The organism is Winogradskya consettensis, assembly GCF_018332715.1.
GTDB lineage: Bacteria > Actinomycetota > Actinomycetes > Mycobacteriales > Micromonosporaceae > Actinoplanes > Actinoplanes consettensis.
This window is the reverse complement of the sequence record NZ_BOQP01000029.1, coordinates 30,234-53,626: the sequence shown is the minus strand read 5'-3', so window position 1 is coordinate 53,626 and position 23,393 is coordinate 30,234. Positions and strand designations below refer to the sequence as shown.

Here is a 23,393-nt window from a genome sequence, read left to right as displayed (position 1 = left end):
AAGAAGCCGGACGGGCACAAATGCTACATCGCGATGTCAGCGGGTGGCGGAGACAACCGACTTGTCGTCGGTCAGCGGGGGCGTGACGTCGGTGAACTCTTCGCGGGGCTGGTGGAGCTGGCCCAGGGAGACGGTTTCGCGCTTGAGGACCGAGGCCAGGGCCCAGTCGGCGACGACGCGGACCTTGCGGTTGAAGGACGGGATGTGGCCCACGTGGTAGAGGCGGTGCATCATCCAGGCCGGCCAGCCCTTGACCTTGATGCCGTAGACGTTGGCGACGCCCTTGTGCAGGCCGAGGCTTGCGACGCTGCCGAGGTACTTGTGCTTGTACTCCTTGGGGGTGCCGCCGTAGACGACCTTGCGGATGTTGTCGGCGAGGACCGCTGCCTGGCGCACGGCGTGCTGGGCGCTCGGGGAGCACCAGCCGCCCGGGTTGGTCAGGTCGGGGACCTGGGCGCAGTCGCCGGCGGACCAGGCGCCGTCGAGGACCTTGCCGTCCTCGTCGACGACCTGCAGCGTGGGCAGGCAGTTGACGTGACCGCGCGGGCCGAGCGGGAGGTCGGTCTGCTCGAGCATCGGGGACGGCTTGACGCCGGCCGTCCACACGATGGTCTCGGCGCGGAAGACCTCGCCGTCGGAGAGGTGCACCTCACCGTCGACACAGGACTTCATGATGGTCTCGAGGCGGATGTCGATATTGCGCTTGCGCAGCTGCCGTGCCGCGTAGGCACCCATCTGCGGGCCGACCTCGGGGAGGATCTTGTTGGCCGCCTCGACCAGGATGAAGCGGACCTCGTCCTGGTTGAGCTCGGGGTAGTACTTGAGGCTGTCGCGGACGACGTCCTCCATCTCGCCCAGCGCCTCGGCACCGGCGAAGCCACCGCCGACGAAGAGGAACGTCAGCGACGCCTTGCGGATCTCGGGATCCGGGGTGACGGCGGCGACGTCGAGCCGGTCGAGGATGTGGTTGCGCAGGTAGATGGCCTCGCCGATGGTCTTGAGGCCGATGCCGTGCTCGCGCAGACCGGGGATCGGGAGCGTGCGGGAGACGGAGCCGGGCGCGACCACGATGTGGTCGTACTCGATCTCCGTGACCGGGCCCTCGATCGGCTGCACGGTCACCGTCTTACGGGCGTGCTCGACCTTGGTGACCTCGCCCGCGACGATCCGGCAGCGCTTGAGTTCGCGGCGCAGCGGGACCACCGAGTGGCGGGGCGAGATGTTGCCCGCAGCAGCCTCCGGAAGGAACGGCTGATACGTCATGTGGGGCTGGGGGTCGATGACAATGACCTCAGCCCGGCGCGAGTTGAGCTTCCTCGACAGGCGGAGGGCCGTGTACAGGCCGACGTGCCCTGCCCCTACCACCACGATGCGTTGCGGGTTCACGTATTGATTGTCGCGCCCCGACCGGCCCCGTGCCTCGTTGTGTGACCAAGGACAACCCGTGACGGCACGCGGCGTAACGCTCGGATTTCAGATCCGTGTCGACGACTACTCAAAGCACAGAAACGGTTACGTACGGCGCAACATGCGGGCTAGGACCATGGTCGCGCCGACCGCCGCGGCGAGCCCCACGAGGGTCGCGACGAGGAACGCTCCCCCGGCCAACTCCGAGGTCAGACCCAGGACGATCACCGTGAGGACAGCCGATCCGAGGACCACCAGGGCGGCCCGGAGAAGCCAGGACGTGAGGACGTCCACGTTGACCATGGCGTCGTAGGGAAGGACCGCCGCGAGGGCCACCAGGGTGTGCCCGACGTACGTCAGCGTGGCGATCGCGAGCACCCGCCACAGCGCAACGCGGGCGTCGTAGTAGGTGGTGTCCGCGATCCAGCCGCCCACGACGACCAGGATGGCGAACGTGGTGCCCCGGCCACGCGGCGCGAACGCCGGGTAGACCGCCACCACGGCGAGGATGGCGAGGTAGCGGCTGACCACGAGCGACACCGGCCAGGCGACCGTCAGTGCACCGAAGAAGACAAGGGCGATGGCTGCGCGTACGAGCAGCGGCAGGATCGTCGCCCGCACCACCGCCGTCCGTGCCCGCCCCGCCCGTTGCGTGATCCCACCGGCCATGTCAACGCCCCCGGGGTGCGGAGGCGAGCCGCGAGACGTCACGCAGCACCAGGTCGAGGCTGCCGGCGCCGGCCCACTCGACCACGGGGACGCCGTGCTCGCGGAGCCTGCCGAGCACGTTCTCGCGTTCCATGCGCCAGAGCCGGGTGGCCAGCGGCGTCCACGTGCCGCGCTGCGGCGGCGCGGCGCCCTCGGGCAGGGTGTCCACGGCGACGGTGAAGCGGCCGGACTGGACCAGCCCGGCGAGCATGTCGGCGGCCCGCGGGTCGACCAACGGGGTCAGCACCACCACGAGCGCGTCGGAGGAGACGTTGTGGGCGGCGAAGACAAGCTCGGCCGGGGCGCGGTCGCCCCGTTCGGCCCGCACGTCGAGCAGCCACTCGAGAACGGTGAGGTACTGCCGGCGGCCGGTCGCGCCACGCAGGCGGCGGGCGGACCCGCCGTACTCGGCCAGCGAGACCCGGTCGCCGCGTTGCAGGTAGTGCTCCGCGATGGCGGCGGCCGCGCGTACGGTCGTGTCGAGCACCGACGCCTTGCCCTTCACCCCACCGGATTCCCCCGCCTCGCCGAGCACGTCGAGCAGGAGGAGAACCTCCGCGTCGCGGTCGGAGAGCGTGGAGGCGACATGCAGATCACGCGTACGCAGAGAAACCCGCCAGTCGATGCGCCGCAACCTGTCCCCGGGCGCGAACGGGCGCACACCGGCCAGCTCCCCGCCCTCGCCGGGCCGGCGTGAACGGTGGTTACCGACCAGGCCGGCCGCCGCGGGCATCGCCTCGGTGGCGGCGAACGGCTCGGTCTCCGGGTAGACCCGCACGCCCTTGGCCGGGATCACGACCGGACGACAGGCGAGCAACCCGCCGCACGCCGCGACCCGGGCGGCCGCCGGACCCACGGACTGCCGGCCCCAGCGCGTCGCCCGGCCGCTCAGGTCGACCGCCGTCCAGCCGTCGGGTGCGACCGTGATCGCGTGCGGCCGGTCGGCGTCCTCGAGCTTGAGCCACGGGGAGGTACGCGTACGCACCACCACGAGGTCGTAATTGATCACGTCGGGATTCGCCACCGTGAGGCCGGCCTCGACCTCGCCGCCCTCGACGATGTGCTCCTCCTCGGCCGAGATGGTCAGCTCGGGCGCGGAGCGTGGCATCCGGCGCAGTCCGACCGCCGCACCGATCGCGAACGGCGCGGCGAGCAGCACGAGGTCGACCCGCCCGAGGGCGACGCCGAGCACCAGCAGCAGCCCGGTGAGCAGGACCGTACGCCCGAGGGCCCGGGTGGGCACCCAGACCGGTGGCGCCCAGCTCTCCTCGGACCCGGGCGCCCCGGTCGGCGGCACGGCGGCCCGCAGCGTCGGCGATTCGGTCCCGGTCACTGCTCGGCGTATCCGCCCGCGTACGTCGGCAGCGCGCCGCTGGCCGGCGCCGCGACGTTCTGCAGCACCTCCTGGACCACGAAGCCCGGGTCGACCCGGCGCAGCCACATCTCCGGCCGCAGCGTGAGCCGGTGTGCCAGGGCCGGCACCGCGACGTCCTTGACGTCCTCGGGCACCACGTAGTCGCGGCCGGACATGACCGCGCGGGCCCGTGCCAGCAGCAGCAGCGCCAGGGAACCACGCGGGGAAGCGCCGACCAGCGTGGCGGAGTGCTCGCGGGTCGCCGCGGTCAGCTCCACGATGTAACGGCCGATCGAGTCCTCGACCTGCACCGTCTCCAACGCCGCCTGCATCGCCTGCAGGGTGTGGGAGTTGACCACGGGGGTCAGCTGCGACTCCTCCTGGCGGCGCGACATGCGCCGGCGCAGGACCTCCCACTCCTCGTCGGCGGTGGGATAGCCGAACGAGACGCGCAGCAGGAACCGGTCGAGCTGGGCCTCGGGCAGCGGGTACGTGCCTTCGTACTCGATGGGGTTGGCGGTGGCCAGCACGTGGAACGGCGGGTCCAGCCGGTAGGTCACGCCCTCGACCGAGACCTGCTTCTCCTGCATCGCCTCGAGCAGCGCCGACTGGGTCTTCGGCGGCGTCCGGTTGATCTCGTCGGCCAGCAGCATGTTCGTGAAGACCGGGCCGGCCCGGAACGCGAAGTCGCCCTTGCGCTGGTCGTAGAGGAAGGAGCCGGTCACGTCCGCGGGCAGCAGGTCCGGGGTGAACTGCAACCGCCGGAAGTCCAGCCCGAGCGCCTGCGCGAAGCAGCGGGCGGTCAGCGTCTTGCCCAGGCCGGGCAGGTCCTCCAGCAGCACGTGCCCGCCGGCCAGGATCCCGGCCAGCACCAGCTCGAGGGAGTCCCGCTTGCCGACCACCACGCTGCCGACCGAGTCGAGGACCGCGCCGGCCAGGCGGCCCACCTCGTAGGGCGCCATCGCCTCCACGCTCGAGTCCGTCACCGATCCACCCTTCTGGAGATCCGTTCCAAGGCGTCGACGAGTGCCGACAGATCACGGGGCTTCGGCGCACGCCGGCCCGGTTCGTTCAGCAGCTGCCACAGCTGCTCGCCCATCAGCTCCCGCGCGCGCCCGGGATCCGATTCGCGGGTGAATCCGTGCCGCAGCCGCAGCCGTTCGTCCGCCATCTCCGAGAGCGCGGGCAGGACGATACGCGAAAAGCGGTCGGCGTCGTTCTCCGACCAGTCGAGTTGCTGCTCCCAGCGGCGTACGCCCACGCGCAGCAGGTCGCCGGAGGCCCAGAGATAGTCACCGGACTCCTCGCCGCCCCGAGCGCGCCGGCGGGGAGGTGCCGGCGGGGCCACTTCGGACACCGCGAACATCAGCAGCCGCAATGCCACGAAAGCGACCACGGTCAGCAGCACCGAGATCTTGATGCCCTGCGAGCGCGACACCGCGATGGTGATCACGGTGGCCGTGCCGATGAGCAGCACGTTGCCGGCGATCCGGTCGATCCGGATGCGGCGCTTCTCGACCGGGCCGGGCGGTTCCTCGGCGCTGTACCGCTCATCGGTGGCACCGAACAGATCGGCGAGACCGCCGTCAGCGTCGAGACTCATGCGGAAACCCCCGCTCCCAGGTCGGTACGGAGCCGTTCGAGCGCCGCGCGGGCCTGCTGGCGCATCTGGTCGTCAACCGTGTGCGTCGCGTAACGGGCCTGCCGGTAGACGTGTGCGAACGGCGTCAGCACCGCCGTGTCGAGGTTCTGCTCGTTCAGCAGACGCGCGACCAGGTCGGTCGGGCTGTCGCCGGCGTGGCGCGGTGTCCCGGCAGCGGCGGCGGCCTGCTCCAGGCGCACCCAGCAGGCGATGACGGCGCGGCGTGGATCCCTGTCGGTGTCGGTGAGCTCCTGCAGGCCCGCGTCCACCGCGGCCACGATGTCCTCGGCCGCACGCGCGTTGGAGCGGGGCGCTGCCCGCTTGCCCTTGCGGGGTCCCCGCCGCCGCGCGACGTCCCGCAGCAGCGCGACGGCCACCAGGACCAGCACCGCGGCCAGGGCCACGCCGATCACGATCCACGCGACGGTCCCGACCCAGTCGGGCAGCCCGGCGGCGGCCTCCACCGGGCGGGGCGCCTTGCTGGCGATCGGCTCCGGGGACGGCGGGAGCAGCGGTGCCAGCGGTGCCTCGGGCTCGGCGTCCGGGTTGAAGCGCTCGAGCTGGGGCGCCGAACGGGTCGCGGCCAGGGCGGCGAGACAGAGCAGCGCGAGGACGGCGGCCAGCGGCCACCAGCGTCGCAGTGCGGCGAGATCCAATTCTCAGGCCCTTGATCGTTCGTGCTTCGGTCCTTGGTCTTCCACCGCGGGAGAGCTCAGGGTTCGGCGTGGGGAAAATGCGGTGGCCCGAATCATGCCAGGCCCGCGAGGCGTTTCGCACTGCCGAACACGTCGTCGAGCATCGCGGGGGTCAAGCGGCCGGTGAAAGTGTTCTGCTGGGACACGTGGTAGCAGCCGAGCAGATCGGGTCCGCCGGGCAGCACGACATGGGCACCGTGAGTGAAGCGGGGGCGGGGAACCGGGGCGCTCACGGCGTACACCTGCTTGAGAACCGGCCACCACGCGGCCCAGGCGAAGGCACCCAGGGCGACCACGACGCGCAGGGTCGGTCTGATGAGTGAGACCTCGCGATGCAGCCAGGGTGCGCAGGTGTCGCGCTCGACCGGCAGCGGCTTGTTGTCCGGCGGGGCGCAGCGGACCGCGGCGAAGATTCGGGTGTGCGCGAGGGTCAGGCCGTCGTCCGCGCTGACGCTGGTCGGCTGATTGGCCAGGCCGGCGCGGTGCAGCGCGGCGAAGAGGACGTCGCCGGAGCGGTCACCCGTGAAGATGCGGCCGGTGCGGTTGCCGCCGTGCGCCGCGGGGGCCAGACCCAGGATCGCGATCTCGGCGTCGCCCGGGCCGTACCCGGGGATGGGCCGGCCCCAGTAGGTCTGGTCACGGAATGCGGCACGCTTCGTGGCCGCGACCTCCTCACGCCAGGTGACCAGGCGCGGGCAGGCGAAACAATCCGCGATGTCCGCGTCGAGCACGCTCAGTCGCGGCGCGGCGGCCGCTCGGGCGCTGACTTCCTCAGGGGTACGGGTGGGCACGCGCCCAGCTTCGCACCTCCTGTCACCTACTTGCTGGGCGACGGGCTGACCGAAGGGCTGGGCGTCGCCGGGGCGTCGCTGGGCTCGGCCGCGGACGGGCTGATCCCGCTGGGAGCGGGGCTGGGCAACGGGGCGTCGGAGGCGTCCGGCATCCGGAAGGGGGCCTTGCTCGCACAGTACGGATAGACGCCCTCGGGCGCGTCGGCGTAGGTGCCCTCGTCGTCGTAGCAGTAGGCGTTGCCGAGATGGATCGGCTGGCCGTTCTGGTCGAGCAGCCGCGCGCCGGTCACCAGCCGCCCCTGCGCGTCATAGACGAACACATCCTCGACCTGACTGTACGGATTGTCGTAGGAAGTGACGTTCGAGTAGTACGAGTCGCGGGTGTAGCCGTCGGCCTGGGTGAACCCGGTCAGCGCGACGATCACGAGCACGAACGACGTGCCGTAGAGGACGGCCTTCGGCCAGGTCGACAGCCGGAACGAGCGCCGCCCGAGCCAGATCGACCCGAGGATCCCGGCGGCGAGCAGGATCAGCGCGACCCCGTCGCTGCCACCGATCCGGGGCAGCAGGCCGATCGGCTGGTCGCCGCCGTCGAGGATCTCGGCGACCACCATCGCCGCGAGATAGCCGCGCAGCACCCACCAGGCGGGGCGCAGCAGCCGGCCGAAGTCGCTGGCCCGCTCGTAGCCGAGCACGCCGCCCACCTTCACATCCGCTGTCCGCAGGACCGGCAGCACCTGGTCGCGCAGCTCGATCAGCGGGTTGGGACGCGTGGGCGGATCGGGGAACCCGCCGACGAACGGGGCCGTGCCGCGCAGCTCGGCCGCGTAGGCCTCCGGGCTGCCCACCCGGTCGGTGAGCGGCCCCTCACCGTCGGCCATGACCTCGGTCAGATGCTCGGTGAGGTCCTCGAGCAACTCGTCGCGCTGCGCCTCGGGCAGATCGCCGAGCGCCGCCCGGACCGCGAAAACATACGCGGTGATCTCGTCCTGAGCCGTCGAATTCACGCCGTCCCCCGCTCGCGAAGCAGATCGTCCATCGTAGATGCGAAGCCTTGCCACACTTTGCCCGACCGCTGCAACTCCGCCCGGCCGGCGGGATTGAGCGAGTAGTACTTGCGGTGCGGCCCCTCGTCGCTGGGCACCACGTAGGTGGTCAGCAGCCCGCCGTTGTAGAGCCGCCGCAACGTGCCGTAGACGCTGGCATCCCCGACGTCGCCCAGCCCCGCCGTGCGCAACCGGCGCAGGATGTCGTAGCCGTAGCCGTCCTCGTCACGGAGCGCGGCCAGCACGGCGAGATCGAGGACGCCCTTGAGCAGCTGCGTCGTATCCACGCGATGCACACTACTGTGCGATGCGAAGTAGTGTCAAAAGAAAAGTAGTAGCGGCCGTGCCGGCGGCGTTCTATGCGAGGGAGAAGGCGATCCCGTCGAGGATGTCGTGCTCGCTGGCGATGACGGAGGCCTGACCGGTGCGCTCCATGATGATGCGCAGGATCAGTGCGCCGGCGGCGATGACGTCGGCGCGGCCGGGGTGCATCACCGACAGTTCGAGGCGGTCGGCGACGGTTGAGCCGAGGAGGTCGGCTGTCACCCGGACCACGTCGTCGTACGCGATGCGGGCGTGGTGGATCTGGTCGGAGTCGTACTCGGCGAGGTTGAGCGCGAGCGCCGCCACGGTGGTGACCGACCCGGCAAGGCCGACCAGCGTCGCGGCGTCCTTGCCGGAGACCGCGCGCAGGGCCTCGTCGACAGCGGCGGTGATGTCCTTCTCCGCGGCCGCGATCTCGGCCTCGGTCGGCGGGTCGCTGCGCAGATGCCGCTCGGTCATCCGGACGCAGCCGATGTCCATGGAGATGGCGTTCCGGACACCGGTGTCGCCGACGACGAACTCGGTCGAGCCGCCGCCGATGTCCACCACCAGGTAGGGCGTCTGCGCGTCGAGGCCGGTGACCGCGCCGGCGAAGGAGAGCAGCGCCTCCTCCTCGCCGGTGATCACCTGGGGCTCGACACCCAGCACCGAACGCACCATCGCGCGGAAGTCCTCCGCGTTGGAGGCGTCGCGGGAGGCCGACGTGGCACACATGCGGACCCGGTCGACGCCCAGCTCGGCGATCTCGGCGGCATATCCGATGAGGGCCTTGCGGGTGCGCTCGATGGCCTCCGGGGCCAGCTCACCGGTGCGGTCCACGCCCTCGCCCAGCCGGACGATCTCCATCCGCCGGGCGACGTCGGTGAGCGCCGGCATCGTCCCGTCGGGAGCGGAGAGGTCGCCGCTCACGTCAGCGATCAGCAGACGGATCGAGTTGGTTCCGCAGTCGATGGCGGCGACACGCAAGGCAGTCTCCTAGAGATGTAGCAACATCCGCTTGTTGCCGAGCGTATTCGGCTTGACCCGTTCCAGGTCGAGGAACTCGGCGACACCCTCGTCGTACGAGCGGAGCAGCTGCTCGTAGACCGTGTGCGGGACCGGCGCGCCGTCGATCTCGGTGAAACCGAACGACCCGAAGAAGCGCGTCTCGAACGTGAGACAGAAGACGCGGGCGACGCCGAGCAGGCGGGCCTGGTCGATCAGCTCGGCGACGAGCCGGTGGCCGATCCGCAGGCCGCGGCAGGCCGGGTCGACGGCGACCGTGCGGATCTCCGCCAGGTCCTCCCACATCACGTGCAGGGCACCGCAGCCGACCACGCGCTCGTCATCGGTGACGGCGACCCAGAACTCCTGGACGCTCTCGTAGAGCGTGACCGTGGCCTTGCTGAGCAGCCGCCGATCCGCTGTGTACGTGTCGACGAGCGCACGGATCGCCCGGACATCCGAGGTGCGCGCCCGGCGGATCTCCACCTGCACGGTCACTCGGTTTCCAGATGCACGCAGGCACCGTCGGCCCACCAGGGCTCGATCGCCGCGCGGACCTCGTCGCCGAACGGGTTGACCCCGGGGCCGGCAGCGAGCGCGTGACCGAGCTGGACGTGCAGGCACTTCACCCGGTCGGGCATGCCGCCGGCGGAGACCTTCGCGATCTCGGGGACGTGGCCGAGCGCCTCGCGGCGGGCCAGATAGTCCTCGTGGGCGGCCCGGTAGCGCTTGGCGAGCTCGGGATCGGTGGAGAGCCGCTCCTGCATCTCGCGCATGACCCCGGCGGACTCGAGACGGCTGCACGCCGCCGTGGCCCGCGGGCAGGTCAGATAGAAGGTGGTCGGGAACGGGGTGCCGTCATCGAGGCGGGGCTCGGTCTCCACCACGTCCGGATTGCCGCACGGACAGCGGTGGGCGATGGCACGGGTGCCCCGGGGGCGGCGGCCGAGCTGCTCGGCGACGATCTCGAGATCGGTCTCGGAAGGAGTCGTCATCTACTTTCGGGATTCTGCATTGGCTGCTGCGACACTTCCCCACAGTGTGTCGTACCACCGGCCGGGCTCGGCCGTCGCGGTCTTGGTTCCGTCGCGTTCGGCGCCGGTCGGGTCGTCGAACACGACCAGCGGCACCTCGCCCGGTTTCACATACATCAGCCGGTCACGGGCCTGGCTGCGGACGTATTCGTCGTCCTGCCACTTGTCCGCCTCCTCCTGCAGCCCCTTGATCGTCGACTCCTGCAGGGCCTGGTCGGCCTGGATCTGAGCGATCTGGGATTCCTGCGCGAGATAGACGCGGACCGGGTAGGTGTAGGCGAGAGCGAGCACCACGAGGACGGAGATCAGAACGGTCGCCCGGGCGGTGAACGCCTTGGGCCGGGTCGCAACGGTGCGCTTGGTGGCGCCGGACGCGGCCGCGCGGCGGGCTGCCGCCGGTCTGCTGCTGGATCTGTTGACGCTGCCGGTGCTGCGGGCCGACGGCATGTGCCGCGGCTCGATGCGGGTCGGCACGGTGTCACGGGTGCGCGAAGGACGGGCGCCGTTACGGACACCCGGACGCCCCGCATAGCCGGTGGAGCGGCGCGACGGCCCCTGTCCACTCGGACTGCGGCGCTGCGTCATCCCTGCCCTCCCCCGGCACTCGCCAAAGACCATGGAGTTGCGGCACCTGTCCCTGGACACTATGCCCAAAAAACGGGGAGCCACAACTCCATGATCTCGTGACAGAGCGTTACGCGGAGCGGTAACGCGGGAACGCGCCTGCCCCGGCGTAGCGGGCGGCGTCGCCCAGCTCTTCCTCGATGCGCAGGAGCTGGTTGTACTTCGCGACCCGGTCCGAACGCGCCGGAGCACCGGTCTTGATCTGGCCGCTGCCGACGGCAACTGCCAGGTCGGCGATGGTGACGTCCTCGGTCTCGCCGGACCGGTGGCTCATCATCGTCTTGAAGCCGGCCCGGTGCGCGAGGTCCACCGCGTCGAGCGTCTCGGTGAGCGAACCGATCTGGTTGACCTTCACCAGAACAGCGTTGGCGGCGCTCTCGGCGATGCCCCGGCCGATTCGAGTGGGGTTCGTCACGAAGAGGTCGTCGCCGACGATCTGGATTTTGTTACCCAGCTGTGCGGTCATCGCCGTCCAGCCGGCCCAGTCCTCCTCCGACAGCGGGTCCTCGATGGAGACGATCGGGTACGCCTCGGCGAGCTTGGCGTAGTAGTTGATCATTTCCTCGGTCGACTTCGGCGAGCCCTCGAAGACGTACGCGCCGTCCTTGTAGAACTCGGTCGCGGCGACGTCCATCGCCAGCACGATGTCCGTACCCAGAGTGAAGCCGGCAGCCGCGACGGCCTCGCCGATCAGGTCCAGGGCGGCGGCGTTGGTCGGCAGGTTGGGGGCGAAGCCACCCTCGTCGCCGAGGCCCGTCGAGAGGCCCTTCTTCTTCAGCACCGACTTGAGCGCGTGGTAGACCTCCGCGCCGGTGCGAAGCGCTTCGCGGAAGCTGGCCGCACCGATCGGCGCGATCATGAATTCCTGCACGTCGACGTTCGAGTCGGCGTGCGCCCCGCCGTTGAGGATGTTCATCATCGGCACGGGCAGCAGGTGCGCGTTGGGGCCGCCGACGTAGCGGAACAGCGGCAGCTCGGAGCTCTGCGCGGCGGCCTTGGCGACCGCGAGCGAGACGCCCAGGATCGCGTTGGCGCCCAGCTCCGACTTGTCGGCCGTGCCGTCCAGGTCGAGCATCTTCTCGTCGATCAGGCGCTGCTCGCTGGCCTCGTAGCCGATCAGCTCGTCAGCGATCTTGTCCTCGACGTTGCTGACCGCCTGCTCGACACCCTTGCCGAGGTAGCGGCCCTTGTCGCCGTCACGCAGTTCGATCGCCTCGAAGGCGCCGGTGGAGGCGCCGGACGGGACCGCGGCACGGCCGATGGTCCCGTCGTCGAGCCCGACCTCGACCTCGACGGTCGGATTTCCCCGTGAGTCGAGGATTTCCCGGGCGACGATCGCTTCAATGGTGGCCATCTGTCGTGTCGCTCCCTATTAGTTAGAAACTTTGAGCACGAGTCTGAGGGTATAGACCTCGGATGAGCGGGGTGCTGGGGGCTCATGAACTTCCCAGAACACTTGCGCCGTTCTTGAGCGACGCGGGGCTCATGGCCGGGCCGGGCGGGCCGATGTCCCTGGTCGCTATGACTACTCTCGCGCAGCTCCCCGATGCCGGCTCGTACGTCGAGATGACCGCCTCCGACGAGCAGGCCGCCCGTGTCCGTGTGGTTCACGCCGGTGGCGCGGGCCTGACCCTCTCCACGCCGCTGGCGGCCGTGCCCCGGGTGGGCTCGTCCGTCACGCTGCGCTGGTCGGCGGCCCCGCGCGGCAGGTTCGCCCTGCCGTGCGCAGTCGTCGAGGTCGAGGAGAACCGGGTAGAGGTCCTGCCCGCCGGTGAGGCCCACGTCGAACAGCAGCGCCACTTCGTCCGCGGTGGCGGCGGCGAGCAGATCATCCTGCGCCGCGACGGCTGGATCGACGCCCACGGCTGGGTCCGCGACATCAGCGAGCACAGCGCCCGCGCCCACTTCGAGGGCACGAACGTGGTCGAGGGCGAGGAACTACGGCTCTGGATCCAGCTCGGCAGCGAGATCATCAACGTGCCGGCCACCGCCTCCCGGGTCGCGATGCTCCCCCAGCAGGTGCCGCCGGGCCCGATGTCGGTCGAGATCGTGGCCGTCTTCGACTCCGGCGAGGCCCAGGCCCGGCTCATCCGCCGGTACGTCATGCGCCAGCAGCTGCTCAGCCGCAGCCGCGCCTGACAACTCGTTTGCGCCGGGTTGCGGGCATCGGCAAAGGTGGGCCCGTGCCCTCATTACGCCTGCGTTGCGCAGCGGTTGCGCTTGTCGCCCTCGTCGCCCTGCCGGGCTGCTCGGATCTGGACAAAGCGTCGGCTTCCGGACTGAGCCGCAACGACCTGGTGGCCGATCTCGCGGCTCAGCTCGCCGGCGCGGGAGACCTGACCTTCGAGGCGACCTATCAGCTAACCGGGGGCAAGACCGGGACGATCGCACAGGTACGCGATCCAGCCGGCACGGCGTACGTCTACCCGGGCGGCAAGGTGCTCGTCACCTCGGCGGCGATCACCTCGTGCACCACCACGCCCGCCCCGGTGACCTGCACGTTGACCGCGCCGGCCACCGCGACGAGCCCACCGCCCGCCGCGGTCTTCCGCGGAGCCACCAACGCCGGCATGGTGATGCCCGACGCGGTGCAGACGGCTCTCAACCGCGCCTCCCTCGACCCGGACATTTCAGTCACTCAGCGCGACACGACGATCGCCGGACGACACGCCACGTGCGTCAAGCTGGACGGCTTCGACGCCTGCATCACCAACGACGGCCTGCTCGGCAGCTTCACCGGCCTGCTCGGTGCGGGCCGAGCCGACGTGGCGATGACGCACTACTCGGAGCAGGTCTCCGCCGACACGTTCGAGCTGCCCGCGGGCGCGAAAATCATCGACCACCGAAAGAACTGAGAACGGCCCACACCTCCGCGGGCTCTTCCTCGAGGGTGAAATGCCCCGCGCGCGGAATCCGGACACCCCGAACATCGTCGACCCCTGCCGCCCGGAACCCCGCGACGTAACGGTCAAGATCGCCGCCCTCCTTCTCCCCACGCACATAGAGCAACGGCGTCCCCACCCGCCGCGCGTCGAGCGCGATGTCGGACGCCGGCCCTACGTCAGGACCGGACGGGGCAGGGCCGGACGTGGCGGGTTGTGGGGTGTTGTTGGCGGCATCGGCGTGGAGTTGGCGGTACCAGGAGAAGCCGGCGGCGAGGGATTCGGGGGTGCTGTAGGCGGCGACGGCGGCCTGGCGGGCGTCGTCGGTGATCCGGGCCGGGTCGGGTGAGAGGACGTCGAAGAAGTAGTCGAAGTAGGGCCGCTCGCGGCCGGTGACCATCGTCTCGGGCAGCCCCGGGATCGAGTGGAACGCGAAATGCCAGAGATACGGGTTGGCGAGCACGTCGTTCCACGGGTCGATCCCGGGCACGACGGTGTCGAGGATCGCGACGGCCGCGACGTCGTCATAGGTCTGGAGGTAGGACCAGCCGATCATTCCGCCGCAGTCGTGGCCGGCGAGGACCGGGCGGTGCAGCCCCAGCGCGCCGATCAGCCCGTGGACCACCTCGGCGAGGGAGCGCTTGGTGCCGTCGGTCGCGTCGCCGGTCGACTCCCCCACCCCGGGCAGGTCGAACGCCACCATCCGGGCACCAGCCGCCGCGCCGGCGGCCATCACGCCCCGCCACGAGAACCAGGACTGGGGCCAGCCGTGCACCAGGAGAAAGACCTGGCCGTCCGCGGGACCCGCCTCGACGACGTGCAGCGTGGACGCCCCCACCGCGACGTGGCTGTGCCGGAAGAGGCCGCCGGTCGGGGAGCCGGGGGCGAAGCCGGCCGGACGCATGGTCACACCCCCAGCAGGAAGCGCAGGTGGCGCGGCGGCGGCGAGCCGTGGGCCAGCATCGCGTCGTGCCAGGCCTTGGGGGTGGCGCCGAAGGGCCGGGCGGCCGCGATCTCGGCGATCTCGGTGTAGCCGACGAAATAGGTGGAGAGCTGGGTCGAGGTCAGCAGCGCGCGCTTCCATTTGCCCGCTGCCTCGCCCTCCTCCTGGAAGCCGAGCCCGGTCATCATCGCCATCGCCTCCGCCTCGGGCAGGTCCTCGCAGTGCACGAGCTGGTCGAGCACGGCGTTGAGGCTCATCCGGAGCTGCATCTTGAGCTGCTGCAGCCGGATCGGCAGACCGCCGAAGCCGAGGCCGGTCATCAGCTCCTCGGCATAGACCGCCCAGCCCTCGACGAACGGGCCGGAGAAGCCGAGCGACCGCACCCGGGTGGCGGCGCGGAACCGGCGGGAGTGGGCGAGCTGCAGAAAATGGCCGGGCATGGCCTCGTGCACGGTCAGGTTGCGCAGCATGTGGTTGTTGTATTCGCGGTAGAACGACTCGCGGCGCGCGGCGCTCCACTCGGCCGGGGCCGGGGCGATGCAGTAGAACGTCGGGACGTCGGCGGTCTCCAGCGGGCCGGGCGGGTCGCAGTAGGCGACGGCCACGCCGCGGGCGAACTCCGGCATCTCCTCGATGACGCAGGGGTCGTCGAACAGCGTCATCAGGTCGTGCTCGCGGACGAAGTCGGTGGCCTCGCCCATCGTCACCTTCGCCAGGTCGACGATCGTGGCGTCGTCGGGGTGCTCGGCCGCGAGGCTGTCGAGCGCGCGGCGCACGGTCTCGTCGGTGGCCGGACCGCCGACCAGCTCGGCAGCAGCCTCGCGCAGCTGGGCACCGACGTCGTCGAGGGTGCGCCGGGCCCGCGCGAGGATCTCGGCGGCGGGCAACTCGGTGTCGAGCGTGTGCCAGAGCCGCGCCTCCCAGAGCGGGCGCCCGAGGCGGGGGTCACGGCCGGAGTCGGCGCTCTCGAGCCGCCGGGCGAGGAAGCCGTCGAACTCCTCGAAGGCCTTCAGCGCCGCCGCGGCAACGGGCTCGATCGCCGGGCGCGGGCCGGGCGCCTGACCGACGAGCCCGGGCAGCTCGTCGCGGATCAGCGCGGCGGAACCGGCGAACTGGCCGCGGGCGACCTCGGTGTGCAGCCGGGGCATGTCGCGCAGCACCGCGCGGGCCGTCGCCAGCGCGTCGGGGATCGCCGCGAGCCGGCCCTCGAGGCTGGTCAGCCGCTCCTCGGCGGGCGCGAACGGACGCGCGATCAGCATGTGCAGCAGCGGGCCGGGGTTGTGCTCGAGGGGGTTCCACTCGTGCTCGCGCACGTCGGTCAGCTCGAAGATGCCGCGCTCGACCACCGCCGAGAGGATCGCGTGGTCGACCTGATCCTGCTGGTCGAACGAGTCGGGGTCGATGCCGGAGAGGGCGTCGGCCGCGTCGCGCAGCATCGTGACCCGCTCGGTGACCGCACCCGGGGACAGGTCGGGCAGGGCGGCGTCGAAGCGGTGGTCCCCCGCGTAGGAGGCGAGGGCGGGGTCGCTTTCGAGGATCGCGTCGACGATGCGCTCGGCGAGGGGTACGAACTCCGGCATGGAGCAGAACTTACTCGGCCGGTGCGACACTTTCCGCGTCGCGCACGGCGCCGGCGTAGCGCAGAGCGGCCGCACGCAGCAACGACTCGGCATCGAGACCGTCGACCCGGGACTGCGCGACGAGCCGTAGCAGGGTGGACCCGAGGTCGGCATCGGACGGTAGCGGCACGTCCAGACCGGCGCGCTCCGTGCGCTGCAGGATCTTCGCGGCGAGCGCCAGCGCGGGCTGGCTCAGGGCGATTCCCTCCAGGACGGACTCGCGGGACTTCTCCGCTTTCTTGATGCGTTCCCAGTTGTCGATGATGTCCTCGACACTGGCGACGCTCTCCCCGGCGAACACGTGCGGGTTGCGCCGGACCATCTTGTCGACCAGGTCACCGGCCACGTCGTCGACGTTCCAGCGCTCGTCCTCGGGCAGGTCCTCGGCGAGCCTGGCGTGCAGGACGATCTGGAGCAGCACGTCACCCAGCTCCTCGCGGAGGGCGTCGAGGTCGTTGTCGGCGATGGCGTCGTACGCCTCGTAGCTCTCCTCGAGCAGATACTGCGCGAGGGTCTCGTGGGTCTGCTGCTGCTTCCACGGGTCACCGCCGGGCGACACGAGCCGGTCCATCACGGCGACCGCGTCGAGCAGCCGCGCACCGGGCGGATCCCACGAGCCGTGACACAGCTCCAGCTCGGCCAGCCCGGGCTCGCGGGCGAGCCGCATTCCCAGCCGGCGGGCGAAATCCTCGTCGCCTGCGGCACCCGCCAGCCACACGACCGTCGAAGACGAAGTCAGCGACCCGACAAGTTGATCGATAGAGGGAGAAACAACGTTCACAGTCACCCCGGAGGCACGCAGGGCGACCACCTGCGGCCCGTCGTAGGCCGTGAAGACCGGGTTGCTACGGACCAGATCCCACGCGTACGCCGTGAGCAGCCCCGCCGGCAGCCGAGGTGACGTAACCAGGAGAACGATGCGGCCGGCGGGCTGGGTCATCAGCCGAGGGTAGTCACGGCCGAGACGTCGGTGACGTACGGGGCCTCGTCAGCATTACCGGCGAACGACACCACCACGAGCGGCACGTCCTTGCCGTCCGCGGACTGTGCCGACAGCAGCGTGACCTGCTGGTTGCCGTACCGCGGGTTGAGCTTGACCTTCGCGTCGGCGGCGATGTCCTGCAGCTCGTTACGCATCGCGACATACGTCTCGAGCAGCTTCTTGTTATCGGCGGAGAGCTGGCTCGCGAACTGGTCGTACGGCGTGCTCGGGTCGGCGGCCCCGCCCGCGATCAGGCGCTTGTAGACGTCGCGCAGGTCGGCGTCGGTGAGCGTCGCCGGCGTCACCTTGCTCTGCAGCGCGGCGCGCAGCTGGAACGTCTGCGTGTAGAGCTTGGTGTATTCCCAGGTCGCCGAGTAGCTGCGGGACTGGGCGACCTGGTCGACGGTCGGCTCGGCGGCGGCCTGCACACCGTGCGCCTGCGCCGCCTTGCTCAGCACGTCGATGCTGAGCAGCGTGTTGACCACGTCCTGCTGCTTGATCGGCATGACGAGCGGGCTCACCGCGCCGGCCGAGGCACCGCCGGCCTCGCCCGTGGCCGCGGCCTTGCTCCGGGCCTCGGTCAGATCGTCGCGGACCTGATCGAGGATCTTCTCGACCCGGTCCTCGGAGATGCTCTGCTTCCCGACGTAGGCAGCGACGTCCGGCGACTGCTGGCACGCGGACAGGCCGGTGACGGCGATGGCGGCAACGACGGCGGTGGATGCGATACGGCGGGCACGGCGCATGGTCACGACTCTCTCACGCCTTGGCTGTGACGCCCGACACCGGGGCCGGGATGTCGCCGAGGACGTCCTTGAGCAGCTGCGTGCACCATTGCAGCAGTGCGAGGTCGCGCAGGGGCTCGCCGCCGACCCGCCGGGTGCTCGGCCGAGGCACGCTGACCTGGTCGTTCACCGACTTGTAGACGGAGTCGGGGTGATAGCGCTTGAGCCGCATCTGCTTCGAGTCCGGCAGTGGCAGCGGCGAGAAACGCAGGTGCTTGCCCTGGACCGAGACGTCCGTCAGGCCGTACGCCCGCGCCACCTGCCGGAAGCGTGCGACCGCGATCAGGTTGGCGACCGCCTCCGGGGGCTCCCCGTAGCGGTCGGTCATCTCGGCGACCACCTCGTCGAGGCGGGCACCGTCGCGGGCCTCGGCGAGCTTGCGGTACATCTCGAGGCGTAGCCGCTCGACGGAGATGTACTCGGTGGGCAGGTGCGCGTCGATCGGCAGGTCGACCTTGACCTCCGGCTCCTCCTCGGGGCGCTCACCCTTGAACGCGCTGACGGCCTCGCCGACCATGCGTACGTAGAGGTCGAACCCGACGCCCTCGATGTGACCGGACTGCTCGCCGCCGAGCAGGTTGCCGGCGCCGCGGATCTCGAGGTCCTTCATCGCGACGTACATGCCGGCGCCGAGCTCGGTGTGCTGGGCGATGGTGGCCAGCCGCTCGTGCGCGTGCTCGGTGAGCGGCTTCTCCCGCGGGTAGAGGAAGTAGGCGTACGCCCGCTCGCGCCCCCGGCCGACCCGGCCGCGGATCTGGTGCAGCTGGGAGAGCCCGAGCAGGTCGGCCCGCTCGACGATCAGCGTGTTGGCGTTGGGGATGTCGATGCCGGACTCCACGATCGTCGTGCAGACCAGGACGTCGAACTCCTTCTCCCAGAAGCCGACCATGACCTTCTCGAGCTGTTCCTCGCTCATCTGGCCGTGCGCGACGGCGACCCGCGCCTCGGGCACCAGCTCGCGCAGCCGGCGCGCGGCCTTGTCGATCGTCTCGACCCGGTTGTGCAGGTAGAACACCTGGCCGTCGCGGAGCAGTTCGCGGTGTACGGCGGCGGCGACCTGCTTGTCGTCGTACGCCCCCACGAACGTCAGCACGGGGTGCCGCTCCTCGGGCGGCGTGGCGATGGTCGACATCTCGCGGATGCCGGTGATCGCCATCTCCAGCGTCCGCGGGATCGGGGTGGCCGACATCGTCAGCACGTCCACCGAGGCCCGCAGCGCCTTGAGCTGCTCCTTGTGCTCGACACCGAAGCGCTGCTCCTCGTCGACGATGATCAGGCCGAGGTTCTTGAACTTCGTCGAGTTGGACAGCAGCCGGTGCGTGCCGATGACGATGTCCGCGGTGCCGGCGGCGGCCTCCTCCAGCGTGAGCGTCGCTTCCTTCGGCGTCTGGAACCGGGAGAGCTGCTTGATGCTGATCGGGAACTGGCTCATCCGCTCGGCGAACGTGTTGTAGTGCTGCTGGGCGAGCAGCGTGGTCGGCACGAGGATGGCGACCTGCCGGCCGTCCTGGACCGCCTTGAACGCCGCTCGCACGGCGATCTCGGTCTTGCCGTAGCCGACGTCGCCACAGATCAGCCGGTCCATCGGGACGGCCAGCTCCATGTCGTGCTTGACCTCGCTGATCGCGGACAGCTGGTCGGGCGTCTCCTGGTAGGGGAAGGCGTCCTCGAGCTCACGCTGCCACGGCGTGTCGGGGCCGAACGCGTGGCCCTTGGAGGCCTGCCGGGCCGCGTAGAGCTGGATGAGCTGGGCGGCGATCTCGCGGACGGCCTTGCGGGCGCGGGCCTTGCTCTTCTGCCACTCGGAGCCGCCCATCTTGTGCAGCGTGGGTGTCTCGCCGCCGACGTAGCGGGACAGCTGGTCGAGCTGGTCGGTGGGGACGAAGAGCCGGTCGCCGGGCTGGCCACGCTTGCTCGCGGCGTACTCGATGACGAGGTATTCGCGGTCGGCGCCGTTGACCTTGCGCTGGACGAGCTCGACGTAACGGCCGATGCCGTGCTGCTCGTGCACCACGAAGTCGCCGGGCTTGAGCTCAAGCGGATCGATCGTGTTCCGCCGGCGGCTGGGCATCTTGCGCATGTCCTTGGTGGACGCGCCCCGGCCGCCGGTGATGTCGTTGCCGGTGATGACGGCGAGCTTGGAGCCCTCGTCGACGAAGCCGTGGTTGATCCCGCCGCGGGTGATGATCAGGCTGCCCGGCTCGATCGCCTTGTCGATCGAGTCGGCGGGGGTGATGCCGAGGCCGGCGTCGCGCAGCAGCTCGGTGGCGCGCTGGGCGGTGCCGTGACCCTCGAAGATCAGCGCGATGGCCCAGCCGTCGGCCGACCACTGCCGCAGGTCGTCGGCGAGTTTGCCGGTGTCCCCGTGGTAGAGCGGCACCGGTTGGGCGTGCAGCGCGATGGCGTCGCCGAGATCCGGCGAGACCTCGACGGGCGCGGTCTCCAACCAGGGCGTGTCGCTCTCCGGCGAGTCGGAGTCGGCGAGCCCGAAGGGAGAGACGGTCCACCAGGGTTCACGCAGCGTTGCGGCGTGTGCGCGCACGTCCGCGAGGGTGCGGAACGCGGCGGCGCCGACGTCGATCGGAGCCTCGCCACCGACCGCGGCCGCGGCCCAGCTCGCCTCGAGGAACTCGTTCGAGGTGCGGGTCAGGTCGTGCGCGCGGGTGCGGATGCGCTCGGGGTCGCAGAGCAGCACGTGCGTACCCGCGGGCATGCAGTCGATCAGTAGTTCCATGCTGTCCGTGCCCTGCAGCAGGGCCGGCGCCAGCGACTCCATGCCCTCGACCGGGATGCCCTCGGCGAGCTTGTCGAGGATCTCCCCCAGCTCGGGGTGCTCGGCGGACAGCTCGGCCGCCCGGGCCCGCACCTGCGGGGTGAGCAGCAGCTCACGGCAGGGTGGTGCCCAGAGCCGCTCGACCGGGTCGATGGTGCGCTGGTCGGCGACGGAGAACGTGCGGATCTCCTCGACCTCGTCGCCCCAGAACTCCACCCGGGAGGGGTGCTCGTCGGTCGGCGGGAAGACGTCGAGGATGCCACCGCGCACGGCGAACTCGCCACGCTTGGTGACCAGGTCTACGCGGGCGTACGCCATGTCGGACAGCCGCCGTGCGACCCCCTCCAGCTCCGCCTCGCCACCGCCGCGCAGCTCCACCGGCTCGAGATCGCCGAGCCCCTTGAGCTGCGGCTGGAGCAGGGAGCGCACCGGCGCGACGACGACCTGCAGCGGCTCGACGCCGGTCTCGTCGGGGTGGGCGAGGTGCCGGAGCACGGCGAGCCGGCGCCCGACGGTGTCGGAACGCGGCGACAGCCGCTCGTGCGGCAGCGTCTCCCAGGAGGGATAGACGGCGACGCGGCCGGGCGTGATGAGACAGCCGAGCGCTTCGGCGAGGTCGTCGGCCTCGCGGCTGGTCGCGGTCACGGCGAGCACCGGGCGCCCGGCGCCGCCGATCTCGGCCGGTCCGGCGACGGCGGCCACGATGAACGGGCGCAGCGAGGCGGGGGCGGTCAGGTCGAGGGCATCGGAGTCGGCTCCGCCCTTGCGGGCCAGGTCGCGGGCCCGGGCGAGCCCGCGGTCACGCAGGGCGGCCGGGATGAGGCCACTGAGTTGCATGAAAAAGACTCTCTAGAAGACACATCGAAAAACCCCGACGCCAGTTGGACGGGGGGTACCCGTCCAGCTTAGTCCGCGGACGGGGTGACGGAGGCGACGCCCGCTATCGGACAACAAGTCCGACATAACCCGAAACGGGTAGCGAAGACTCGCCATTTGTCGGGGGAAGTTGTCTGGGGAGGCGATGTGCGGATCCTTCTTTTGGTGTCGGTGTTCAACGGCCTGAGCCAGCGTGTCTGGTGTGCGCTCGCCGACGCCGGGCATGACGTCGGGGTGCAGCTGGTGACGGGTCGCCAGGAGATGGTCGAGGCCGTCCGCACCGGCCGCCCCGAGCTGGTCATCTGCCCCTTCCTCAACGAGCGGGTGCCCGCGGAGATCTGGCGGCACCAGCGCACGGTGGTCATCCATCCGGGGCCGGTGGGCGATCGGGGCCCGTCACCGCTGGACTGGGCCATCGCGGAGGCCGCCCCGATCTGGGGAGTCACCGCGGTCGAGGCCGTCGAGGAGCTCGGGGCCGGGCCGGTCTGGGCCTCCCGGACCTTCCCGATGCCGCCCGCCGCGCCGCGCAAGGCGTCGCTCTACAACGGCCCGGTCGCCGACGCGGCCGTGGAGTGCGTGCTCGAGGTGGTCGCGAAGGCAGCCGACCCCGGGTTCCAGCCGGCGACCGCGAGCGACCTGACACTCGAAGTGATGAACGCCCGGCCGCGGCCCGCGATGAAACAGGCGGAACGGGCCTTCGACTGGGCGGAGGGCACCGAGCCGATCGTCCGGCGGATCAGGGCGGCGGACAGTGCTCCGGGCGTACGCACAGAGCTTGCGGGTTTGCCCGTCTTTGCCTATGACGCACATCCTGGACTCACCCGCGGTGCCCGGCCCGGCACCCTGCTCGGCCGCCGGCAGGGCGCGGTGCTGGTGGCCACCGGCGACGGCAGCGTCTGGCTCGGCCACCTGCGTGACGATCGGCCGGGCGCGGTCAAGCTGCCCGCGACCACCCTGCTCGGCGGGCGGCTGCGCGGCGTTCCGAACTCCCCGCTCGTCGCGGGCGCCGAGCCGGAGGGACCGTCGTACCGGCAGGTCAGATATCGGCGCACCGGTCCGGTCGGGTGGCTCTGCTTCGACTTCTACAACGGCGCGATGTCGGCCGGGCACTGCCGCCGGTTGATGGGGGCGCTGCGGCACGCCATCGGCCAGGACACCCGGGTGCTGGTGCTGCGGGGCGGTACCGACGCGTTCAGCAACGGCATCCATCTCACCGTCATCGAGGCCGCCGCGGACCCCGCCGGCTCCGCATGGGCCAACGTCAAGGCCCTCAATGAGATCTGCCGCGAGCTGATCGGGTGCACCCGCCAGGTCGTGATCTGCGCGTACGCGGGAAGCGCGCGAGCCGGTGGCGCCATGCTCGGCCTCGGCGCCGACATCGTGGCGGCCCGCGACGGCATCGTGCTCAACCCGTACTACGACATCGGGCTCTACGGCTCGGAACTGCACACGTTCACGCTGCCCCGGCGCGTCGGACAACCCATGGCACAGCGGCTCGTCGAGGCGAAGCTGCCGGTGAGCGCCCAGCGCGCCCGCTCGCTGGGACTGGTGGACGAGGTCGGGCCGCGTCACCCGGAGGCGTACGCCGAATGGCTCGGTGACCTGGCCGCCCGGCACGCCGACGCCCGCGCAGCCCGGGTGCTGCAGTCCGCCAAGGCCCGTCGCCTCGCCGCCGAGCGGGTGCCGCTGGACGTCTACGAATCCCGCGAACTGGCCGAGATGAGCAGCGACATCTACGCCGACCGGTCCGGTTTCACCGCGGCCCGGCGGGCGTTCCTCGCCGGTGTCCGCCCCGCCCGCCCCCACCTGACGCCCCCATCGTCCCAGGGTGCGGGAGATCTGGGACGTCATCCCGCGGTCCGGCCGGCGGTTCCGATCTCCGCCTGACGCCGGCGACAACTGAGCACCGCACCACACCGGGATG

The 23,393-nt window shown here is 70.8% G+C and carries 22 protein-coding genes; 3 read left to right on the top strand and 19 right to left on the bottom strand.

Features of this window, described 5'->3' with window-relative positions; all coding sequences use genetic code 11:
• Positions 1-36: 36 nt before the first annotated feature.
• From Aco04nite_RS26440 to eno, 14 genes are all read right to left on the bottom strand, one after another.
• A complete protein-coding gene (locus Aco04nite_RS26440; RefSeq protein ID WP_212999962.1) occupies positions 37-1,386 on the bottom strand; it encodes an NAD(P)/FAD-dependent oxidoreductase in 1,350 nt (449 codons plus the stop codon).
• Between the two features lie 126 nt (positions 1,387-1,512).
• Positions 1,513-2,076 (bottom strand): hypothetical protein, encoded by a 564-nt coding sequence (locus tag Aco04nite_RS26435; RefSeq protein ID WP_212999961.1) that lies wholly within the window; start codon positions 2,074-2,076, stop codon positions 1,513-1,515.
• A gap of 1 nt (position 2,077) precedes the next feature.
• Entirely contained in the window at positions 2,078-3,412 is a 1,335-nt protein-coding gene (locus Aco04nite_RS26430; protein WP_213000019.1) for a DUF58 domain-containing protein, read from the bottom strand.
• 32 nt (positions 3,413-3,444) lie between these two features.
• The gene (locus Aco04nite_RS26425) at positions 3,445-4,431 is read right to left on the bottom strand and encodes an AAA family ATPase (RefSeq protein ID WP_213000018.1); all 987 of its coding nucleotides are present in this window, start codon (positions 4,429-4,431) and stop codon (positions 3,445-3,447) included.
• Between the two features lie 20 nt (positions 4,432-4,451).
• Positions 4,452-5,072, bottom strand: coding sequence for a hypothetical protein (locus Aco04nite_RS26420; protein WP_212999960.1), 621 nt, complete (start codon positions 5,070-5,072; stop codon positions 4,452-4,454).
• The gene (locus Aco04nite_RS26415) at positions 5,069-5,767 is read right to left on the bottom strand and encodes a DUF4129 domain-containing protein (protein ID WP_212999959.1); all 699 of its coding nucleotides are present in this window, start codon (positions 5,765-5,767) and stop codon (positions 5,069-5,071) included. Before Aco04nite_RS26415 ends, Aco04nite_RS26420 begins: the two co-directional genes overlap by 4 nt.
• A 92-nt stretch (positions 5,768-5,859) precedes the next feature.
• Positions 5,860-6,597: a uracil-DNA glycosylase gene (locus Aco04nite_RS26410; RefSeq protein ID WP_212999958.1), complete on the bottom strand. Its 738-nt coding sequence runs from the start codon at positions 6,595-6,597 to the stop codon at positions 5,860-5,862.
• Between the two features lie 26 nt (positions 6,598-6,623).
• On the bottom strand, positions 6,624-7,604 hold the full coding sequence (locus Aco04nite_RS26405) for an HAAS signaling domain-containing protein (protein WP_212999957.1): 981 nt from the start codon (positions 7,602-7,604) through the stop codon (positions 6,624-6,626).
• Positions 7,601-7,930, bottom strand: a complete 330-nt coding sequence (locus tag Aco04nite_RS26400; protein WP_212999956.1) for a PadR family transcriptional regulator — start codon at positions 7,928-7,930, stop codon at positions 7,601-7,603. Before Aco04nite_RS26400 ends, Aco04nite_RS26405 begins: the two co-directional genes overlap by 4 nt.
• A gap of 70 nt (positions 7,931-8,000) precedes the next feature.
• Positions 8,001-8,933, bottom strand: coding sequence for a Ppx/GppA phosphatase family protein (locus Aco04nite_RS26395; protein ID WP_212999955.1), 933 nt, complete (start codon positions 8,931-8,933; stop codon positions 8,001-8,003).
• A gap of 9 nt (positions 8,934-8,942) precedes the next feature.
• Complete coding sequence (locus Aco04nite_RS26390) at positions 8,943-9,449, bottom strand: amino-acid N-acetyltransferase (protein ID WP_438874942.1); 507 nt, start codon at positions 9,447-9,449, stop codon at positions 8,943-8,945.
• Positions 9,446-9,946, bottom strand: a complete 501-nt coding sequence (locus Aco04nite_RS26385; RefSeq protein WP_212999954.1) for a DUF501 domain-containing protein — start codon at positions 9,944-9,946, stop codon at positions 9,446-9,448. The genes Aco04nite_RS26390 and Aco04nite_RS26385 overlap by 4 nt, the downstream gene beginning before the upstream one ends.
• A complete protein-coding gene (locus tag Aco04nite_RS26380; protein ID WP_212999953.1) occupies positions 9,947-10,570 on the bottom strand; it encodes an FtsB family cell division protein in 624 nt (207 codons plus the stop codon).
• Positions 10,571-10,679: 109 nt separating this feature from the next.
• A complete protein-coding gene (gene eno / locus Aco04nite_RS26375) occupies positions 10,680-11,963 on the bottom strand; it encodes a phosphopyruvate hydratase (protein ID WP_212999952.1) in 1,284 nt (427 codons plus the stop codon).
• A 167-nt stretch (positions 11,964-12,130) separates the two neighbouring features.
• Between eno and Aco04nite_RS26370 the strand changes: the two genes are divergently transcribed.
• Both Aco04nite_RS26370 and Aco04nite_RS26365 read left to right on the top strand, forming a co-directional pair.
• The gene (locus Aco04nite_RS26370) at positions 12,131-12,748 is read left to right on the top strand and encodes a hypothetical protein (RefSeq protein ID WP_212999951.1); all 618 of its coding nucleotides are present in this window, start codon (positions 12,131-12,133) and stop codon (positions 12,746-12,748) included.
• A 44-nt stretch (positions 12,749-12,792) separates the two neighbouring features.
• The gene (locus tag Aco04nite_RS26365) at positions 12,793-13,464 is read left to right on the top strand and encodes a hypothetical protein (RefSeq protein WP_212999950.1); all 672 of its coding nucleotides are present in this window, start codon (positions 12,793-12,795) and stop codon (positions 13,462-13,464) included.
• Here the strand turns inward: Aco04nite_RS26365 and Aco04nite_RS26360 are convergent.
• The 5 genes from Aco04nite_RS26360 to mfd are packed head-to-tail and all read right to left on the bottom strand — an operon-like array spanning position 13,442 to position 21,430.
• Positions 13,442-14,395 (bottom strand): alpha/beta fold hydrolase, encoded by a 954-nt coding sequence (locus Aco04nite_RS26360; RefSeq protein ID WP_244876314.1) that lies wholly within the window; start codon positions 14,393-14,395, stop codon positions 13,442-13,444. The two genes, Aco04nite_RS26365 and Aco04nite_RS26360, sit on opposite strands and share 23 nt — an antisense overlap.
• A 2-nt stretch (positions 14,396-14,397) precedes the next feature.
• Positions 14,398-16,014 (bottom strand): DUF885 domain-containing protein, encoded by a 1,617-nt coding sequence (locus tag Aco04nite_RS26355; RefSeq protein WP_212999948.1) that lies wholly within the window; start codon positions 16,012-16,014, stop codon positions 14,398-14,400.
• A 10-nt stretch (positions 16,015-16,024) separates the two neighbouring features.
• Positions 16,025-16,993, bottom strand: coding sequence for a nucleoside triphosphate pyrophosphohydrolase (locus tag Aco04nite_RS26350; RefSeq protein WP_212999947.1), 969 nt, complete (start codon positions 16,991-16,993; stop codon positions 16,025-16,027).
• Positions 16,993-17,781, bottom strand: coding sequence for a hypothetical protein (locus Aco04nite_RS26345; RefSeq protein WP_212999946.1), 789 nt, complete (start codon positions 17,779-17,781; stop codon positions 16,993-16,995). Before Aco04nite_RS26345 ends, Aco04nite_RS26350 begins: the two co-directional genes overlap by 1 nt.
• A gap of 13 nt (positions 17,782-17,794) precedes the next feature.
• Positions 17,795-21,430 (bottom strand): transcription-repair coupling factor, encoded by a 3,636-nt coding sequence (mfd, locus tag Aco04nite_RS26340; protein WP_212999945.1) that lies wholly within the window; start codon positions 21,428-21,430, stop codon positions 17,795-17,797.
• Between the two features lie 186 nt (positions 21,431-21,616).
• On the opposite strand from mfd, the gene Aco04nite_RS26335 reads away from it, so the two are divergent.
• Positions 21,617-23,356 carry a hydrogenase maturation protein gene (locus tag Aco04nite_RS26335; RefSeq protein WP_212999944.1) on the top strand — a complete coding sequence of 580 codons (1,740 nt, stop codon included), beginning with the start codon at positions 21,617-21,619 and terminating at the stop codon, positions 23,354-23,356.
• Positions 23,357-23,393 lie beyond the last annotated feature (37 nt).

Bases quoted from the DNA above. Each gene is read 5' to 3' on its own strand.
- Aco04nite_RS26435 (WP_212999961.1), bottom strand. From the start codon at position 2,076: ATGGCCGGTGGGATCACGCAACGGGCGGGGCGGGCACGGACGGCGGTG.
- Aco04nite_RS26425 (WP_213000018.1), bottom strand. From the start codon at position 4,431: ATGGCGCCCTACGAGGTGGGCCGCCTGGCCGGCGCGGTCCTCGACTCG.
- Aco04nite_RS26420 (WP_212999960.1), bottom strand. From the start codon at position 5,072: ATGAGTCTCGACGCTGACGGCGGTCTCGCCGATCTGTTCGGTGCCACC.
- Aco04nite_RS26385 (WP_212999954.1), bottom strand. From the start codon at position 9,946: ATGACGACTCCTTCCGAGACCGATCTCGAGATCGTCGCCGAGCAGCTC.
- Aco04nite_RS26380 (WP_212999953.1), bottom strand. From the start codon at position 10,570: ATGACGCAGCGCCGCAGTCCGAGTGGACAGGGGCCGTCGCGCCGCTCC.
- eno (WP_212999952.1), bottom strand. From the start codon at position 11,963: ATGGCCACCATTGAAGCGATCGTCGCCCGGGAAATCCTCGACTCACGG.
- Aco04nite_RS26370 (WP_212999951.1), top strand. From the start codon at position 12,131: ATGACTACTCTCGCGCAGCTCCCCGATGCCGGCTCGTACGTCGAGATG.
- Aco04nite_RS26360 (WP_244876314.1), bottom strand. From the start codon at position 14,395: ATGCGTCCGGCCGGCTTCGCCCCCGGCTCCCCGACCGGCGGCCTCTTC.
- Aco04nite_RS26355 (WP_212999948.1), bottom strand. From the start codon at position 16,014: ATGCCGGAGTTCGTACCCCTCGCCGAGCGCATCGTCGACGCGATCCTC.
- Aco04nite_RS26350 (WP_212999947.1), bottom strand. From the start codon at position 16,993: ATGACCCAGCCCGCCGGCCGCATCGTTCTCCTGGTTACGTCACCTCGG.
- Aco04nite_RS26345 (WP_212999946.1), bottom strand. From the start codon at position 17,781: ATGCGCCGTGCCCGCCGTATCGCATCCACCGCCGTCGTTGCCGCCATC.
- mfd (WP_212999945.1), bottom strand. From the start codon at position 21,430: ATGCAACTCAGTGGCCTCATCCCGGCCGCCCTGCGTGACCGCGGGCTC.